16 protein-coding genes are annotated in these 16,532 nt (G+C 58.2%); 9 read left to right on the top strand and 7 right to left on the bottom strand.

Translation table 11 applies throughout. The annotated features are described in order from the left end of the window. Window positions 1-40: 40 nt before the first annotated feature. From OYW20_RS07755 to OYW20_RS07735, 5 genes are all read right to left on the bottom strand, one after another. A complete protein-coding gene (locus OYW20_RS07755) occupies window positions 41-1,360 on the bottom strand; it encodes an MFS transporter (protein WP_268800118.1) in 1,320 nt (439 codons plus the stop codon). 126 nt (window positions 1,361-1,486) lie between these two features. Then, entirely contained in the window at window positions 1,487-2,257 is a 771-nt protein-coding gene (locus OYW20_RS07750) for a helix-turn-helix transcriptional regulator (protein ID WP_268800117.1), read from the bottom strand. 190 nt (window positions 2,258-2,447) lie between these two features. Then, window positions 2,448-4,106 carry a cation acetate symporter gene (locus OYW20_RS07745; RefSeq protein WP_268800116.1) on the bottom strand — a complete coding sequence of 553 codons (1,659 nt, stop codon included), beginning with the start codon at window positions 4,104-4,106 and terminating at the stop codon, window positions 2,448-2,450. After that, window positions 4,103-4,414 carry a DUF485 domain-containing protein gene (locus OYW20_RS07740; protein WP_268800115.1) on the bottom strand — a complete coding sequence of 104 codons (312 nt, stop codon included), beginning with the start codon at window positions 4,412-4,414 and terminating at the stop codon, window positions 4,103-4,105. The genes OYW20_RS07745 and OYW20_RS07740 overlap by 4 nt, the downstream gene beginning before the upstream one ends. Window positions 4,415-4,716: 302 nt before the next feature. Continuing rightward, window positions 4,717-5,574, bottom strand: a complete 858-nt coding sequence (locus tag OYW20_RS07735; protein ID WP_268800114.1) for a glycine betaine ABC transporter substrate-binding protein — start codon at window positions 5,572-5,574, stop codon at window positions 4,717-4,719. 435 nt (window positions 5,575-6,009) lie between these two features. On the opposite strand from OYW20_RS07735, the gene OYW20_RS07730 reads away from it, so the two are divergent. The 3 genes from OYW20_RS07730 to OYW20_RS07720 all read left to right on the top strand — a co-directional run bounded on the left by OYW20_RS07730 (window position 6,010) and on the right by OYW20_RS07720 (window position 8,806). Continuing rightward, window positions 6,010-6,303, top strand: a complete 294-nt coding sequence (locus OYW20_RS07730) for a transposase (RefSeq protein WP_268800113.1) — start codon at window positions 6,010-6,012, stop codon at window positions 6,301-6,303. Next, window positions 6,300-7,130: an IS3 family transposase gene (locus tag OYW20_RS07725; RefSeq protein WP_268800112.1), complete on the top strand. Its 831-nt coding sequence runs from the start codon at window positions 6,300-6,302 to the stop codon at window positions 7,128-7,130. Before OYW20_RS07730 ends, OYW20_RS07725 begins: the two co-directional genes overlap by 4 nt. 107 nt (window positions 7,131-7,237) lie before the next feature. Beyond that, the gene (locus OYW20_RS07720; RefSeq protein WP_268800111.1) at window positions 7,238-8,806 is read left to right on the top strand and encodes a glycoside hydrolase family 17 protein; all 1,569 of its coding nucleotides are present in this window, start codon (window positions 7,238-7,240) and stop codon (window positions 8,804-8,806) included. 658 nt (window positions 8,807-9,464) lie between these two features. Here the strand turns inward: OYW20_RS07720 and OYW20_RS07715 are convergent. Next, window positions 9,465-9,839: a hypothetical protein gene (locus tag OYW20_RS07715; RefSeq protein ID WP_268800110.1), complete on the bottom strand. Its 375-nt coding sequence runs from the start codon at window positions 9,837-9,839 to the stop codon at window positions 9,465-9,467. A 223-nt stretch (window positions 9,840-10,062) separates the two neighbouring features. On the opposite strand from OYW20_RS07715, the gene OYW20_RS07710 reads away from it, so the two are divergent. The 3 genes from OYW20_RS07710 (at window position 10,063) to OYW20_RS07700 (ending at window position 13,265) form a co-directional block, all read left to right on the top strand. Next, the gene (locus OYW20_RS07710) at window positions 10,063-11,361 is read left to right on the top strand and encodes a serine/threonine protein kinase (protein WP_268800109.1); all 1,299 of its coding nucleotides are present in this window, start codon (window positions 10,063-10,065) and stop codon (window positions 11,359-11,361) included. Next, the gene (locus OYW20_RS07705) at window positions 11,354-12,157 is read left to right on the top strand and encodes an MlaA family lipoprotein (protein ID WP_268800108.1); all 804 of its coding nucleotides are present in this window, start codon (window positions 11,354-11,356) and stop codon (window positions 12,155-12,157) included. The genes OYW20_RS07710 and OYW20_RS07705 overlap by 8 nt, the downstream gene beginning before the upstream one ends. A gap of 253 nt (window positions 12,158-12,410) precedes the next feature. Then, window positions 12,411-13,265, top strand: a complete 855-nt coding sequence (locus tag OYW20_RS07700) for a pirin family protein (RefSeq protein ID WP_268800107.1) — start codon at window positions 12,411-12,413, stop codon at window positions 13,263-13,265. Between the two features lie 116 nt (window positions 13,266-13,381). On the opposite strand, the gene OYW20_RS07695 is transcribed toward OYW20_RS07700, so the two are convergent. After that, window positions 13,382-14,314 carry a lipid A biosynthesis lauroyl acyltransferase gene (locus tag OYW20_RS07695; protein WP_268800106.1) on the bottom strand — a complete coding sequence of 311 codons (933 nt, stop codon included), beginning with the start codon at window positions 14,312-14,314 and terminating at the stop codon, window positions 13,382-13,384. A 144-nt stretch (window positions 14,315-14,458) separates the two neighbouring features. Between OYW20_RS07695 and minC the strand changes: the two genes are divergently transcribed. The 3 genes from minC (at window position 14,459) to minE (ending at window position 16,455) form a co-directional block, all read left to right on the top strand. After that, window positions 14,459-15,202, top strand: a complete 744-nt coding sequence (gene minC, locus OYW20_RS07690; protein ID WP_268800105.1) for a septum site-determining protein MinC — start codon at window positions 14,459-14,461, stop codon at window positions 15,200-15,202. 186 nt (window positions 15,203-15,388) lie between these two features. Beyond that, window positions 15,389-16,201 carry a septum site-determining protein MinD gene (gene minD / locus OYW20_RS07685; RefSeq protein ID WP_237254080.1) on the top strand — a complete coding sequence of 271 codons (813 nt, stop codon included), beginning with the start codon at window positions 15,389-15,391 and terminating at the stop codon, window positions 16,199-16,201. Then, entirely contained in the window at window positions 16,201-16,455 is a 255-nt protein-coding gene (gene minE / locus OYW20_RS07680) for a cell division topological specificity factor MinE (RefSeq protein WP_268800104.1), read from the top strand. Before minD ends, minE begins: the two co-directional genes overlap by 1 nt. Window positions 16,456-16,532: the final 77 nt, after the last annotated feature.

Genomic DNA, 16,532 nt, shown 5'->3' with positions numbered 1-16,532 from the left:
TGCGCGTGGGCTGGCGATGCCGTGTACCGGCAGAGGAAGATCAGCGGCAGGCAGGCGCAGTGACCGTGTCGTCGACCTTCAGGCCGCGGCGCATGCCGAAAACCAGCGCCGTCAGCAGGCCGACGGTGCCCATGATCACGCAGTAGCCGACACACACCCAAGGGCTCCATGGCATCAGGGCGATCAGGATCAACGGCGTGCTGCTGGCCCACAACGCGTAACTGATGTTGTAGGTAAAGGAGATTCCCGACACGCGAATGTTCGCCGGGAACAGTCCGATCATGACCGACGGCACCACCCCGACGATGCCGCAGGCCAGCCCCGCGATGGCATATGCCACACCCGTTGGCAGCCAGTGAATGACCAGACTGGCGTACAACACCGCCACGCCCACCGGTAACAACAGGCTGTAAAGCACGACGCCGCGCCAGGCACCAATGCGGTCCACCAACATGCCCGCCAGCACGCAACCGATATTGAGGAAGACGATGCCGATGCTGCTCAACGCGAAGGTGTCACTGGGGCTCATGCCGAAACGCTGCTGCATCACGGTCGGGGTAATGACCACCAGCACCACAACGGCAGAGGTCAGCACGCAGGTCAGCAATGCGGCTGGCAACAAGGATTGGCGATGGTCGCGCAGCACGGTGCGCAGCGGCAGTTCGGTCATCTGTTCGCGCTGTGCATGCAGTGCCATAAACACTGGCGTTTCGCTCAACCATCGGCGCAACCACACGCCAATCACGCCGAACACACCGCCCAGCAAGAACGGAATGCGCCAGGCGAAATCGAGGATTTCGGCGTGGCTGAACACATGGGCCAGCCACGTTGCAGTCAGCGCGCCGATCAAATAACCGAACGTCAGCCCTGCCTGTAACACGCCCAAGGCGTAGCCGCGATGGCCTTTGGGCGCGTGTTCGGCGACGAACGCCCAAGCGCTGGGCACTTCACCGCCCACTGCAGCGCCTTGCAGAATGCGCAGCGCCAGCAGAATCAGCGGCGCCCAATAGCCGATATCAGCGTAAGTCGGCATCACGCCGATCAGCAGGCATGGCAGCGCCATCATCAGAATGCTCAGGCTGAACACCCGTTTGCGGCCGAGTTTGTCGGCAAAGTGCGCCATCAGAATGCCGCCCAGCGGCCGGGCCAGATACCCGGTGACGAAAATCCCGAAGCTTTGCAGCAGGCGCATCCATTCGGGCATTTCCGGCGGGAAGAACAACTGGCTGAGGGTCAGCGCAAAAAAAACGAAGATGATGAAGTCATAGATTTCCAGCGCCCCGCCCAGTGCCGCCAGGCCCAGAGTCTTGTAATCAGCCCGGGTAATGGGCTGAGGACGTGGTCGAAGAATGGCTGTCATGGAAGACCCCAAGTCACAGGTAAATCGGCAGTTAAGGTGCGACCTCAAGTCGCAGGGCGCGAAGAATAGCAAAGCTGCGCGGGGTAAGTGGGCGAGAAGACGACCGGCGTGACGAGGCAGGCCGAATCAAACGGCGTAGGCGCCAGGTGTCTGGCCCAATTGCGCACTGAACGCCGAAATGAATGTGCTGACGCTGTCATAGCCCAGGGTCAGGGCCACACGGCCGACGTTCTCGCCCTGGGCGAGTAGCTCCACCGCGCGCTTCATGCGCGCCACGATGCGCCATTGCACCAGCGACATGCCGGTTTCCAGCCGAAAGTGACGGGTAAGGCCTCGCTTGGACATGCCCACGCGACGTGCCCAATCGTCCAGCGTCAGTTTGTTGGAGGGGTCGGCGACGATGGTCAGGGTCATCCCCACCAGATGCGGGCTGCTGGGCATGGGCAAAAACAGTGGCGTGGCTGGCGAGATCTTGAGCTCATCGAACAGCACCTGGAGCATGCGGTCCTGCTCAGGGGCGAGTTCGGCGCGCTCGGTGTGCCAGCCCGCCATGCGCACAAGCAATGACCGGGACAGGTCGGTCATTTCGAACACAGTCGGCACTGTGGGGAACAGCGGCCCTTGATCGGGGCGCAAATGGATCATCCAGCCAGTGGTCGCCGGATGTACCCTGGCGGCATGCGCCACACCGGGCGGAATCCAGCCGATGCGCCGCGCCGGTATCACCCAACTTCCGGCGTCCAGCTCTGCCGTGATCACGCCTTGGTCCACGGCCCACAACTGGCCCTCGCGGTAGGCGCCAAGGCGGTCTTCGCTACGATTGCTCAGTGACCCGCTCTGAATCATCAGCGGGTGGCCCTCATGGATGCGGCGTTGCAGCGCGTACTGTCCTGACATGGCCCGATTTCCCGGTTGGGTGGCGGCTCGACGTTAGCGCGCCAGGCCGTGATAGCGCAACGCAAACCCTGCTGACGTTTGCGCCTGACGCGCCTGCGCCCTGCCGGCAGAATCAATAGTGGCTTCGTCTGCGCACAAAAAAACGCCCCGATCACTGATCGGGGCGTCGGGTGTTGCGTGTTACCTCACATCAGTGCGAAACCGCGCCGCTGGCACCCAGGCCAGTCTGCGAGCGCACGAACTGCGGGAAGAACAAGGCACGTTCGCCCTCGGCCGCTTTCGATTTGTCGGTGATCGAGAAGAACCAGATACCGATAAACGCGATAGCGATAGAGAACAGCGCCGGGTATTCGTACGGGAAGATCGCCTTCTCGTGATGCAGGATCTGCACCCAGATGGTCGGGCCGAGGATCATCAGCACGACTGCGCTGATCAAGCCCATCCAGCCGCCGATCATGGCGCCACGGGTGGTCAGGTTTTTCCAGTACATCGAGAGCAACAGCACAGGGAAGTTGCAGCTCGCCGCGATGGAGAACGCCAGGCCTACCATGAACGCGATGTTCTGGCTTTCGAAGGCGATGCCCAGCAGGATCGCGACGACGGCCAACGCAACCGTGGTGTATTTCGACACACGGATTTCGTCTTTCTCGTTGGCTTTGCCTTTCTTGATCACGCTGGCGTACAGGTCATGAGACACCGCCGATGCGCCGGCCAGGGTCAGACCGGCAACGACCGCCAGGATGGTCGCGAACGCGACTGCCGAGATGAAGCCCAGGAACAGACTGCCACCGACCGCATCGGCCAGGTGAATGGCTGCCATGTTGTTGCCGCCGAGCAATGCGCCCGCTGCATCCTTGAACGCCGGGTTGGTGCTGACCAGCAGGATCGCGCCAAAGCCGATGATGAAGGTCAGGATGTAGAAGTAGCCGATGAAGCCTGTGGCGTAGAGCACGGACTTACGGGCTTCTTTGGCATCGCTCACGGTGAAGAAGCGCATCAGGATGTGCGGCAGGCCAGCGGTACCAAACATCAGTGCCAGGCCCAGCGAGAACGCGGAGATCGGGTCTTTCACCAGACCGCCCGGGCTCATGATCGCTTCACCTTTGGGGTGAACCTTGATCGCTTCGGAGAACAGCGTGTTGAAGTCGAAGTTGACGTGCTTCATGACCATCAGCGCCATGAACGACGCGCCGGACAGCAGCATGACCGCCTTGATGATTTGTACCCAGGTGGTCGCCAGCATGCCGCCGAACAACACGTACAGGCACATCAGGATACCGACGAGAACGACGGCAACGGCGTAGTCCAGACCGAACAGCAACTGGATCAGTTTGCCGGCACCGACCATTTGCGCGATCAGGTAGAACGCGACCACCACCAGCGAACCGCAGGCGGACAAGGTACGGATTTCCTTCTGCTTGAGGCGGTAGGACGCCACATCAGCGAAGGTGTACTTGCCCAGGTTACGCAGGCGCTCGGCGATCAGGAACAGGATGATCGGCCAGCCAACCAGGAAGCCGATGGAGTAGATCAGGCCGTCGTAGCCGGAGGTGTAAACCAGTGCGGAAATACCCAGGAAGGACGCCGCTGACATGTAGTCACCGGCGATGGCCAGGCCGTTCTGGAAACCGGTGATCTTGCCGCCTGCCGAGTAGTAGTCCGATGCGGTTTTGTTCTTTTTCGACGCCCAGTAGGTGATGTACAGGGTAAAGGCGACGAACACGACGAACATGATGATCGCCGACACGTTGAGCGGTTGTTTCTGCACGGCACCGGTCAGCGCTTCGGCTGCCCAGAGCGACGGAGCGAAAGCAGCGAGGCCAAGGGCCGGAATAAGGCGCCGGATCATTGTTGCGCCTCCTTCAGGATCGCGTTGTTCAGGTCATCGAATTCACCGTTGGCACGGCGAACGTAGATGGCTGTCAGCACGAACGCAGACACGATCAGCCCGACGCCGATGGGCATGCCCCAGGTGATGGTGGATGTGGCGCTGAGTTTTGCGCCCAGAATATGAGGCCCATACGCAATCAAAAGGATGAATGCGGCATAAAGCCCAAGCATGATCGCCGAGAGAATCCAGGCGAACTTTTCTCGCTTCGAAACCAGCTCTTTGAAACGCGGGCTGTTTTGAATCGAAAGGTAAATGCTGTCGTTCATTGTTTTTGTCCTCGCAGCACAGATGAGATGTCACGCAATGCACTTTAGTCTGCTCTGGGGCGCACTCCAGACGACCTTAGTATTAGAACGACATTAGTTGTAGATCGAGACTCACGCATTTATCGAAATAATCACTGTAGGAGCGCGCTTGCCCGCGAAAGCGTTGGATCAGTCGCATCAGCGGCGCCTGACACACCGAGATCACGGGCAAGCGCGCCCCTGCAAGATTTTGCACAAGGCACAAAAAAACCGCCCGGTCGTGAGACGGGGCGGTCTTGGGTGAAGCGGCTATCTAAAGCAGTTTACTTACCGGTCCAGGCTTTGACGCGATCCGGGTTTTTGGCAACCCAGGCCTTGGCAGCGGCTTCCGGCTTGGCGCCGTCCTGAATGGCGAGCATGACTTCGCCGATCTCGTCCTTGTTGGTCCACTGGAATTTCTTCAGGAAGTCCGCCACGTCCGGGGCTTTCTTGGCGAGGTCCAGGCTGCCGATGTTGTCGACGGTTTCAGCGGCACCGTAAACACCTTTTGGATCTTCGAGGAACTTCAGTTTCCACTTGGCGAACATCCAGTGCGGCACCCAACCGGTCACGGCGATGGATTCCTTTTTGTTCTCAGCACGAGTCAGCTCGGCAATCATGCCCGCGCCGGAACTCGCCTGAAGCTTGTAGCCGTCCAGCCCATAATCCTTGATCGCCTGATCGGTTTTGATCATCACGCCTGAGCCGGCATCAATGCCGACGATTTTCTTCTTGAAGGACTCATCCGTCTTGAGGTCGGCCACCGAGTTGGCTTTCACATACTCAGGCACGATCAGGCCGATTTTTGCATCTTTGAAGTTGGGGCCGTAGTCGACAACCTTGTCTTTGTTCTTGGCCCAATACTCGCCGTGGGTCACGGGCAGCCACGCGGACAGAATCATGTCCAGTTTGCCGGTGGCAACGCCTTGCCACATGATCCCGGCCGCGACTGCTTGCAGTTTGACGGGGTAACCCAGCTTCTCCTTGATCACTTCAGCCGCCACGTTGGTGGTCGCGACACTGTCGGACCAGCCATCAACGTAGCCGATACTCAGCTCCGGTTTGGTATCAGCAAGGGCCAGCGTGGAACTGATAGCAAGCGCCAGAACGGCCCCCGCGCCCAGGATTTTTCGCATCTTCATCTTCACTTCCCCGGTAGTTCTGAACCCGAATAGCGTCGGGCATCGTTAACGTTTTTTTTAAGACCGCGACCTGCGCCCGTATTTGGCGCGTCACGCGCCTTTAACGCTTGAACTGCTTGCCCGTGCGAACGACCTCATCGCGCTGACGCCTTGATCATCAACCTGCACCACACGGCTGCCTTTGCTGTCAGCGACACTGAGCCATCGGGAAACGACATCACGGAGCCATCAACGACAATCAAGTCGTAAAACAGCCTGAGGCCGAACGGAAATTGCATGGGAAACGAAGACGGGCCTTCTGTAGCAGCGCGCTTGCCCGCGAAAACGTCGGATCTGACGACAGATTTGCTTCGTCTGCAAGATTTTTCGCGGGCAAGCTGTTGTGGCTCAATATTTGTGGACCATGATGTAGGAGTTTCAACCTAAGGAAGCATCATGGGATTTCGGGTCGTCAGCGCTGAAGAAAAGGCCGAGGCAATACGCTTGGTCGTCGAGATGAAATACTCAATACCCAAGGCATGCGAGCAGACAGGCGTTGGGCCCACTGCACTGCGGCGATGGGTTTGGCGATGGCGCAAGGAGCAGATAGGAGCGGCGCAAACCGCACGCCCGCAAGATCAGGATCTGATCGTTCGTTGCAGGCCAGATGCGCTGCTGGAGGCCGAAAATGATGTCCTAAAAAAGCAGTTGCCCTCTCATCTAAAGGTGCTGTTTGGCCGAAGACCATGATCGAGGGCGCGGGACAAGTTTATCGGTTCGCCACAAATGTCGTGTGCTGGGTGTGCCCCGCAGCACCTATTACGCCCTGCGCCGCCCCAAGCCTCCAAGGCGCATTGATCGACAGCTTGAAATCAAAATCCGTGGTTTGCACAAAGACCACCGTGGCGCGTTGGGCAGCCGGCTTTGCCAAAGCGCTGAAGATCGAGGGTTTCGTAATCGGGCGCCATCGCATGCGCGGTTTGATGAAGAGCCTCGGGCTGGTCAGGCGTAAAGCGCAGTACAAGCATTATCGTCGTGTGACAAAGCCGTCCAGTGTTGCGCCGAATGTGCTCAAGCGCCGCTTCAACCCAGCACGGCCTAATACATTTTGGGCGGGCGATATCACGTACATAAGGGTCGGGGGCAGTTGGTTGTACCTGGCGGTCGTGATGGATCTTTTCTCACGCAGAATCGTTGGCTGGGCGTTTTCGAGAACAGCCGATACCGAGCTGTCGTTGCGGGCATTGAGGTTGGCAGTGGGGATGCGCAGGCCTTCCCCGGAACTGGTTTTTCACTCGGACCAGGGATGTCAGTACACCGCTGATCGATTTGTGGCCTATCTGAGGGAGAAGAAGATCGTGCAAAGCATGAGTAGACGCGGAAACTGCTGGGACAACGCCGTGGTGGAGCGTTATTTCAGATCACAGAAGCACGACTGGTCACCTGAAAATGGTTACACCAATCACTTTGAGGCAGAGCGGGACGTGATGGATTTTATTGCACACTACAACCATCGTCGTTGCCACACTGCCGCAAAGAACCTGCCGCCTGCTATTTTCGAAAAGCTGGCGGCCTAATACTCCTACGTAATGGTCCAAAAAAACTGGACCAGTACAAACGCGCTCCTACAGGGCAGTGTTACCGATGCTAATATGCCCGCCTCCCGCCCCACTTCGGCCTGACCATGCCCGCCCATTCCCGCTCCCCTGTCGTCATCTATGTGTTTGCCTGTGTATTTGCGATTTTCGCCCTGTGTATTTATTGGTTCGGCATCGGTAAACCGGTCATTTTGCCGGACGCCGCCACACCGACCCACAAGCTGCAATGCGCGTCCTATACGCCATTCGATAAGGATCAGTCCCCGTTCGACCAGCCCTTCAAGTTGCGCCCGGAGCGCATGGATGCCGATCTGGCGCTGCTGGCAACCCGCTTTGAATGCATCCGCACCTACTCGATGACTGGCCTGGAAGCGATTCCGGCCCTGGCCCGCAAGCACGGCCTGAAAGTGATGCTCGGCGCGTGGGTCAACAGCAATCCGGTGGACACCGCAAAAGAGATCAACACCCTGATCGAAGAGGCCAACGCCAACCCGGACGTGGTCAGCGCCGTGATCGTCGGCAACGAAGTGTTACTGCGCAAAGAGTTGACCGGCGCGCAACTGGCTACGCTGATTCGTCAGGTCAAGGCTCAGGTCAAGCAACCGGTGACGTACGCAGACGTCTGGGAATTCTGGCTGCAGTACCCGGAAGTCGCGCCCGCGGTGGATTTCCTGACGATCCATCTGCTGCCTTACTGGGAAGATGACCCTAAAGGTATTGATGACGCGCTGGCGCATGTCGCGCAGATTCGGCAAACCTTCGGCGCACGGTTCGCGCCCAAGGACGTCCTGATCGGCGAAACCGGCTGGCCGAGCGAAGGCCGCCAGCGGGAAACCGCGCTGCCCAGTCGCGTCAATGAGGCGAAGTTCATTCGCGGTTTCGTCGCCATGGCTGAACAGAACGGCTGGCATTACAACCTGATCGAGGCGTTCGACCAGCCATGGAAGCGCGCAGCCGAAGGCGCAGTCGGCGGGTATTGGGGCTTGTTCGATGCCGATCGTCAGGACAAAGGCGTGCTGGCCGGGCCCGTATCGAACTTGCCGCATTGGCCGTTGTGGCTGGCCTTCAGTGTCGGCATGAGCCTGCTGACCCTGATTTTTGCAGGCCGTGTAGAAAAGACGCGCAGTGCGTTGCTTCTTCCTTTAACGGCAGCATTGGGTGCGTGCTGCATCGGCGCCTGGGGTGAGTTGGCCAGGGTAACCAGTCGTTTCTCGGGCGAATATGTTTGGGCGGGCTTGCTGGTTGCGCTCAATCTGGTGGTGATGGCGCACGTTGCGCTGACGTTGTCTGCACGCCAGGGCTGGCGCGGCAAGGCCTTCAACTGGCTGGAATCACGCGCAGGCTGGTGGCTGTGCGCGTCCGGCTTTGCGGCAGCGGTGATGATGCTGGCCATGGTATTCGATCCGCGTTACCGCAGCTTCCCGACCGCAACTATCTTGCTGCCTGCGTTGTTTTATCTGGTTCGACCGGTTGCCGCGCCGCGCCGGGAAATCACCTTGCTGGCGTTGATAGTCGGGTGTGGTGTCATCGCGCAGCTGTTTCGCGAAGGTGTGGCCAACCCGCAGGCATGGACGTGGGCGTTAGTCAGTGTGCTGATGAGCCTGGCGCTCTGGCGCAGCCTTCAACAACCCAACGCCGTGAGCAGGGGCGCGTGACCGACGCTGTGTAACCGAGTGTGCGGCTCAACGGATACATTGTGTTACCGCTTGATGAACAGACGCCCATTAAGCGGGTAACACGGAAACAAAAAACCGTCTGAACACGGCTCCTCAAATGAACGAAATCTCCAACGTATTGATTTTAAAGGATTTGTAAAAGTTGGCACGCACCCTGCTATATCTCCTGCATAACAAGAATAAAAAGCGGTAACCCAATAAAAATAAGATGAATCGGCTCTGACATAACAAGAACAACGGCACAGAGACGCAGCTAACAGATTTTTTTGGAGTGGAAGTGCTTTACCGGGGGTTGACCCCGCAACCAGGCAGAGAACAATAAAACTACCTCAGGTAGCGCCCAGCACGGTTGGATCGATTGATCAAAGCAGGTCAGCGCTCAAAAAAATACGTTTGCTCTTGTATCCCGAATGGGGATCACCAAAAGCTTTAAAGGGACTGGTCGCCAAAAACAATAACAGGCCGCCCTACAATAATAAAAAAGAGCACGTGAAACGATTTAAAGGGGAGCCCAGGCTCCCCTTTATGCTGTCTGGGATTTGAAGTGCGCCCCCGATTGATTCTGCAGGAGCCAACGTGTTGGCAGGACGGCCTTGAGAGTTGAACCAATCCCGCCGCCGCGCGAATGAATTGGCGCCTACAGGGGTGCGGTTTTACCGGCGCGTACCAGTCTCAATCCGGCAATCACCACGGCAAACACCGCAAGACTTGCGGTGTACAAGACCAGCGCGAGGATCCCCAACAACAGCCCGACCACCGCCAGAGCGCGGCCCGTACGGTGCGGAATCACGAACGCCACCACCGACGCGATCAGCGCGGCCCACCCGAACACCTGAAAATGAATCAGCAGCCCAAGATTGGCGCGCAGCTCACACTCCCAATTCATCGCCTCATCGGTACAAATGCCAACCCACTGCACATCTTCCATCAGCCCATAGCGCAGGCCGTAACTCAACGCCAGCCAAACAGCCAGCACAACGCACAGCACAATAAGCGGAAGACGACGAGACACGAAAAAACTCCAGAGCAGGGGAAAACAGCCGACAGCATAAGCTGTGAGAAAAAAATACAAAAACAGTGCGATTTTGACGCACAAGGGTACACGCCAAAACCGCTAGAACGTGTATTGTCGCCAAGGCTTTGCACAACTGACTTGCCAGAGCGGCACTTTGGCACTACACCCGTGTCATAGCCTGCGATATTTCAACTGCACTTCTTTCCCAAGGGATTTAGTCATGCTTCGTTTTCTACGCTTCGCCGCCGTCATCGGCGGCCTCTTTTTGAGTGCGTCCGTGATGGCGGTCGATGTCGACCCGTCCAGTTATGGCTTTCCTTTGACCAACCCGTTCGAAGCGACCATCGCCACGACTCCGCCGGATCTGCGCAGCAAAGTGCCAGATGACGCAGACATCGATCAGGACGACTACAGCCTGACCATGCGCCCGGAACGCGAGTTCACGCTTCCCGACAACTTCTGGGCCGTTAAAAAACTGCATTATCGTCTTGCCAAACAGGATCACCCTGCCCCGCTGATCTTTTTGATCGCAGGCACTGGCGCGCCTTACAACAGCACGCTCAATGAATTCCTGAAAAAACTGTATTACGGCGCCGGTTACCACGTCGTACAACTGTCATCGCCAACCAGCTACGACTTCATGAGCGCTGCCTCACGTTTCGCAACGCCAGGTGTGACCCAGCAAGACGCTGAAGACTTGTATCGCGTGATGCAGGCCGTTCGCGCCCAACAGACCAAGCTGCAGATCACCGACTACTACCTGACCGGTTACAGCCTCGGCGCACTGGACGCTGCATTCGTCAGCCATCTGGACGAAACCCGTCGCAGTTTCAACTTCAAGAAAGTGCTGCTGATCAACCCGCCGGTCAACTTGTACACCTCGATCACCAACCTGGACAAAATGGTCCAGACCGAAGTGAAAGGCATCAACAACAGCACCACATTCTATGAATTGGTACTGGCCAAATTGACCCGTTACTTCCGCCAGAAAGGCTACATCGACCTCAACGACGCCCTGCTCTACGACTTCCAACAGTCCAAGCAGCACTTGTCGAACGAACAGATGGCGATGCTCATCGGCACCTCGTTCCGTTTCTCGGCAGCCGATATCGCGTTTACCTCGGACCTGATCAACCGTCGTGGCCTGATCACGCCACCGAAAACCCCGATCACTGAAGGCACCAGCCTGACGCCGTTCCTCAAGCGTGCCCTGCAATGCGACTTCGATTGCTACGTGACCGAACAAGTGATTCCGATGTGGCGCGCGCGCACCGACGGTGGCAGCCTGCTGCAACTGGTCGATCAAGTGAGCCTTTACGCACTCAAGGATTACCTGGCCACCAGCAAGAAAATCGCGGTCATGCACAACGCTGACGACGTGATCCTCGGCCCGGGCGACCTCGGTTTCCTGCGCAAGACTTTTGGCGATCGCCTGACTGTTTATCCGTACGGCGGTCATTGCGGCAACCTGAACTACCGCGTCAACTCCGACGCCATGCTGGAGTTTTTCCGTGGCTAAACGTCTCGTTCTTCTTGCTGCGCTGCTCTTGGCAGGCGCGGTTCATGCGGCCGACGCGCCGATTATTTCCCAGGCAACGCCAGTCAAGCGACTTGAGACTTCGGACGGTTTCACCGAGCCGTTGAAGTCGCTGAAATTCAACCCGGGGCTTGATCAGCGTGAGTTCGAACGCGCCACGCTCAACGCGTTGAATGTGTACGACCCGCTCGAATCCTGGAACCGCCGGGTCTACCACTTCAACTACCGCTTTGATGAGTGGGTGTTCCTGCCGGTGGTCAACGGCTACAAGTACGTGACCCCAAGCTTCTTGCGAACAGGCGTCAGCAACTTCTTCAACAACCTGGGCGATGTGCCTAACCTGTTGAACAGCCTGCTGCAGTTCAAAGGTAAGCGCTCGATGGAAACCACCGGGCGTCTGCTGGTCAACACCACCCTCGGCATCGCCGGGCTGTGGGACCCGGCGACCTGGATGGGCTTGCCACGCCAGAGCGAAGACTTCGGCCAAACCCTGGGCTTCTATGGGGTGCCAGCCGGGCCGTACTTCGTGTTGCCGATTCTCGGGCCGTCCAACTTTCGTGACACCGGTGGCCTGTTGTTCGACTTCACTGCCGAGTCACAGATCAACTTCCTGAACGTGTCTCAGGTCAGTGAAGACCACCCGGAAATCTACCTGCTGCGTGCGATCGATCGCCGCTACAACACCAGCTTCCGGTATGGCCAGATGAACTCGCCGTTCGAATACGAGAAAGTCCGCTACGTGTACACCGAAGCGCGCAAGTTGCAGATTTCCGAGTAAGGGGATCGCTTGAAAAAACGGCCCATCGAAGTGATTCGTTGGGCCGTTTTTGTTCTTGCAGGAGCGCGCTTGCCCGGCGATTGCGGTATGCCTTTAGTAAATACATCGCCTGCCAAACCCCTATCGCGGGCAAGCGCACTCCTCCAGTTCAGATCAACCAAATCGATCAATACCCCGCAAAAAACCCACCCATTCATCACCTGAACAGGCATAGCATAGCCCGCACTCATACCTGTTCTGGAGTTGCCTTCCCATGACTCAATTACGCAAAGTTCTGTCCATCCAGACCGGGCAGCCCACGTCCGATGGCGCAGGCGTACAACTGACCCGAGTGTTCGGCGGCCCCGGCGTTGAGCAGTTCGATCCGTTTCTGATGCTCGATGAGTTCGGCTCCGACAAGCCTGACGACTACATCGCTGGCTTCCCTCCCCACCCACACCGCGGTTTCGAGACAGTGACTTACATGCTCGAAGGCCGTATGCGCCACGAGGACCACATGGGTAATGTCGGCCTGTTGCAGGGCGGCGGCGTGCAGTGGATGACGGCGGCGCGCGGGGTTATTCACAGCGAAATGCCCGAGCAGGAAGAAGGCACCCTGCGTGGCTTCCAGCTTTGGGTAAATCTGCCGGGCAAAACCAAACTGAGCGATCCCGGTTACGACGATATCCAGCCTGAGCGCATCCCCCGCCTGACCACGTCAGCGGGCGTCAAAGTGGTAGTGATCGCCGGCCATTTCGACGATGGTCATGTCCAGCAAGCTGGCGCCGTGCAGCGCCCGGACACCGAACCTCAGTATTTCGACTTTCACATGCCAGCGGGCAGCACCATCATCCCGAAGGTGCCTGAGGGGCATCGGGTGCTGCTGTATGTGTATGAAGGCGAGCTGGAAGTGGCGGGCCAGCCGCAGAAGATCGGGACGCGCCGAATGGCGCGGCTCTCGGAAAGTGGTGAAGTGCAGTTGCACAGTGAATCAGGCGCCCGGGTGTTGCTGATCGCAGGCAAGCCGCTGGGTGAGCCTATCGTGCAGTACGGACCGTTCGTGATGAATACCCGAGAAGAGATCGAACAGGCGTTGCGCGATTTTCGGGATGATCGGTTGACTGCTTGACTTCCACTTGTAGGAGCGCGCTTGCCCGCGAAAGATCTTTCATCCGACATAGATGTATGGACTGAACCAACCTAATCGCGGGCAAGCGCGCTCCTGCAATAGTTGCGTCTGGCCCTTCAGCCGCGCTTGGGGTACAGCTTCGGCTCTCCCGGCGGGCGGCTTTTGAAACGACGATGCGCCCAGAGGTATTGCTCGGGACATGCCGCGACTGCGTGCTCTACCCACTGATTGATCCGCAGGCAATCGGCCTCGTCGCTTTCACCGGGAAAATCCGCTAATGGGGCATGAACTACCAGCCGGTAGCCACTGCCATCTGCCAGACGCTCTTGGGTGAACGGCACTACCAGAGCGCGACCCAGCTTGGCGAACTTGCTGGTGGCGGTCACGGTGGCGGCCTGAATGCCGAACAACGGGACGAAGATGCTTTGTTTGGCGCCGTAGTCCTGATCAGGCGCGTACCAGATCCCCCGCCCGGCGCGCAGCAGCTTGAGCATGCCGCGCACGTCTTCGCGCTCAACCGCCAGCGAATCCAGATTATGTCGCTCGCGGCCGCGACGCTGAACGAAGTCAAACAGTGGATTTTTGTGTTCGCGGTACATGCCGTCAATCGTGTGCTGCTGACCGAGCAACGCGGCGCCGATTTCCAGCGTGGTGAAGTGCAGCGCCATGAGAATCACGCCCTGCCCGCTGGCATGCGCCTGCTTGAGGTGCTCGATGCCTTCGATGTGCGCCAGGCGTGCCAGCCGCTCTCTGGACCACCACCAACTCATGGCCATCTCGAAGAACGCGATCCCCGTCGACGCGAAGTTTGCCTTGAGCAGGCGCTTGCGCTCAGCCTTGCTCACGTGCGGAAAACACAGCTGCAGGTTGCGCGCGGCAATCACGCGACGGTCGGTGGCAAAGCGGTACATCATCGCGCCGATCAGCCGGCCCACTACCAGCAAAACGCGAAACGGCAATTGAACGGTCAGCCAGAGCAGGCCCAGCCCGAGCCATAGCGGCCAGAAGCGAGGGTGAAGAAAATAAGCTCGAAAACGCGGGCGATCCATTACAGCTTCCGTCAGGACAAAGGCGGGCATTCTACATCGTTATGACGAAAGGGTTGCGCAAGATAGGTCGTGGCTCGCTTGCGACTCGCGGGCGTTCTCGCTATAAGTCTCGGCACTTTTAGCGACAAGCCGCTGTATGCCGACATGAGCCAAATCGAATCGCAAGACCAGGATCACGTGTTCCAGCTCAAGGGCAGCATGCTTGCCATCACTGTGCTTGAGCTGGCACGCAATAATCTTGAAGCGCTGGACCGCCAGTTGGCGGCGAAAGTCGCCCAGGCCCCGAACTTCTTCAGTAATACCCCGCTGGTGCTGGCACTGGACAAGCTCCCGGCCAACGAAGGCGCAATCGACCTGCCGGCCCTGATGCGCGTGTGCCGCCAGCATGGACTGCGCACGCTGGCCATCCGCGCCAACCGGATAGAGGACATCGCTGCCGCTATCGCCATCGACTTGCCCGTACTGCCGCCATCAGGCGCCCGTGAGCGGCCCCTTGAAGTCGAAAGCGAAGTGAAGAAACCGCCGGTCATCATCGAAAAACCGCCAGAGCCGCTGATCAAACCGACCAAGATCATCACCGCGCCCGTACGTGGCGGGCAGCAGATTTATGCGCAGGGTTCAGACCTGGTGGTCATTTCGTCGGTAAGTCCGGGGGCGGAACTTCTCGCCGATGGCAATATCCATGTCTATGGCCCTATGCGGGGTCGGGCACTGGCGGGGATCAAAGGCGATACCAAAGCGCGGATTTTCTGCCAGCAAATGGTCGCCGAACTGGTCTCCATTGCAGGCCAATACAAGGTTTCCGAAGACTTGCGCAGAGATCCGCTGTGGGGTGCCGGGGTGCAGGTGAGTCTGTCCGGCGACGTGTTGAACATCACCCGTCTTTAACGGATACTGCGCCATTTTCAAAGCCACTCTGATTCGTCGCGAAAACGATGCAAAGGAACAGGGAGTAACGGAAAATTTTTTGTTTTCCCGATAATGCCCTTCGTTGCCACCCTTGCTCGAACACCGCTGCGTCACGAGGGGCTCTTCAGGAACAAACTGTTCCTTTTCCTCTAGGGGTGATTCACCTTGGCCAAGATTCTCGTGGTTACATCCGGCAAGGGTGGTGTGGGCAAGACCACCACCAGCGCCGCCATCGGCACCGGCCTCGCATTGCGTGGCCACAAAACAGTCATCGTCGACTTCGACGTGGGTTTGCGTAACCTTGACCTGATCATGGGTTGCGAGCGGCGCGTTGTTTACGACTTCGTCAACGTGGTCAATGGCGAAGCCAATCTGCAACAGGCGTTGATCAAAGACAAGAAGATCGAGGGTCTGTACGTGCTGGCCGCCAGCCAGACCCGTGACAAGGACGCGCTGACCAAAGAAGGCGTCGAAAAAGTCCTGATGGAACTCAAGGAAACCTTCGAGTACGTCGTCTGCGACTCCCCTGCCGGCATCGAGACAGGCGCTCACCTGGCGATGTATTTCGCTGACGAAGCCATCGTCGTGACCAACCCTGAAGTGTCATCGGTACGTGACTCCGACCGCATGCTGGGCCTGCTGGCCAGCAAATCCCGTCGCGCCGAGCGTGGCGAAGACCCAATCAAAGAACACTTGCTGCTGACCCGCTACAACCCCGAGCGCGTGAGCAAGGGCGAGATGCTGGGCGTTGAAGACGTCAAGGAAATCCTCGCAGTAACACTGCTGGGCGTGATTCCAGAATCCCAGGCGGTGCTCAAGGCTTCCAACCAGGGTGTTCCGGTGATCCTCGATGACCAGAGCGACGCTGGCCAGGCTTACAGCGATGCGGTTGATCGCTTGCTGGGCAAGGAAAAAGAGCACCGTTTCCTGGACGTACAGAAAAAAGGATTTTTCGAACGCCTGTTCGGGGGTAATTAATGAATATTTTTGACTTCTTTCGTGCCACCAAAAAGGTAAGCACCGCGTCGGTCGCGAAAGAGCGTCTACAGATCATCGTGGCGCACGAACGCGGCCAACGCAGCACTCCGGATTACCTGCCTGCCCTGCAAAAAGAGCTGGTGGAAGTGATCCGTAAATACGTCAACATCGAGAACGATCAAGTGCATGTCGCCCTGGAAAACCAAGGCAGCTGCTCGATCCTCGAACTCAACATCACCCTGCCAGATCGTTGATCCGGCGGTAGCCCGCGGCGGTATCCGGTGTTTCTCCCAAAGGAGTCGCGCCGGGTACCGCCGTTGGCGTTTCTAGC

It is taken from the genome of Pseudomonas sp. BSw22131, from assembly GCF_026810445.1.
Lineage (GTDB): Bacteria > Pseudomonadota > Gammaproteobacteria > Pseudomonadales > Pseudomonadaceae > Aquipseudomonas > Aquipseudomonas huanghezhanensis.
The sequence above is the reverse complement of the archived record's forward strand: the minus strand, read 5'-3'. Positions and strand labels throughout refer to the sequence as shown.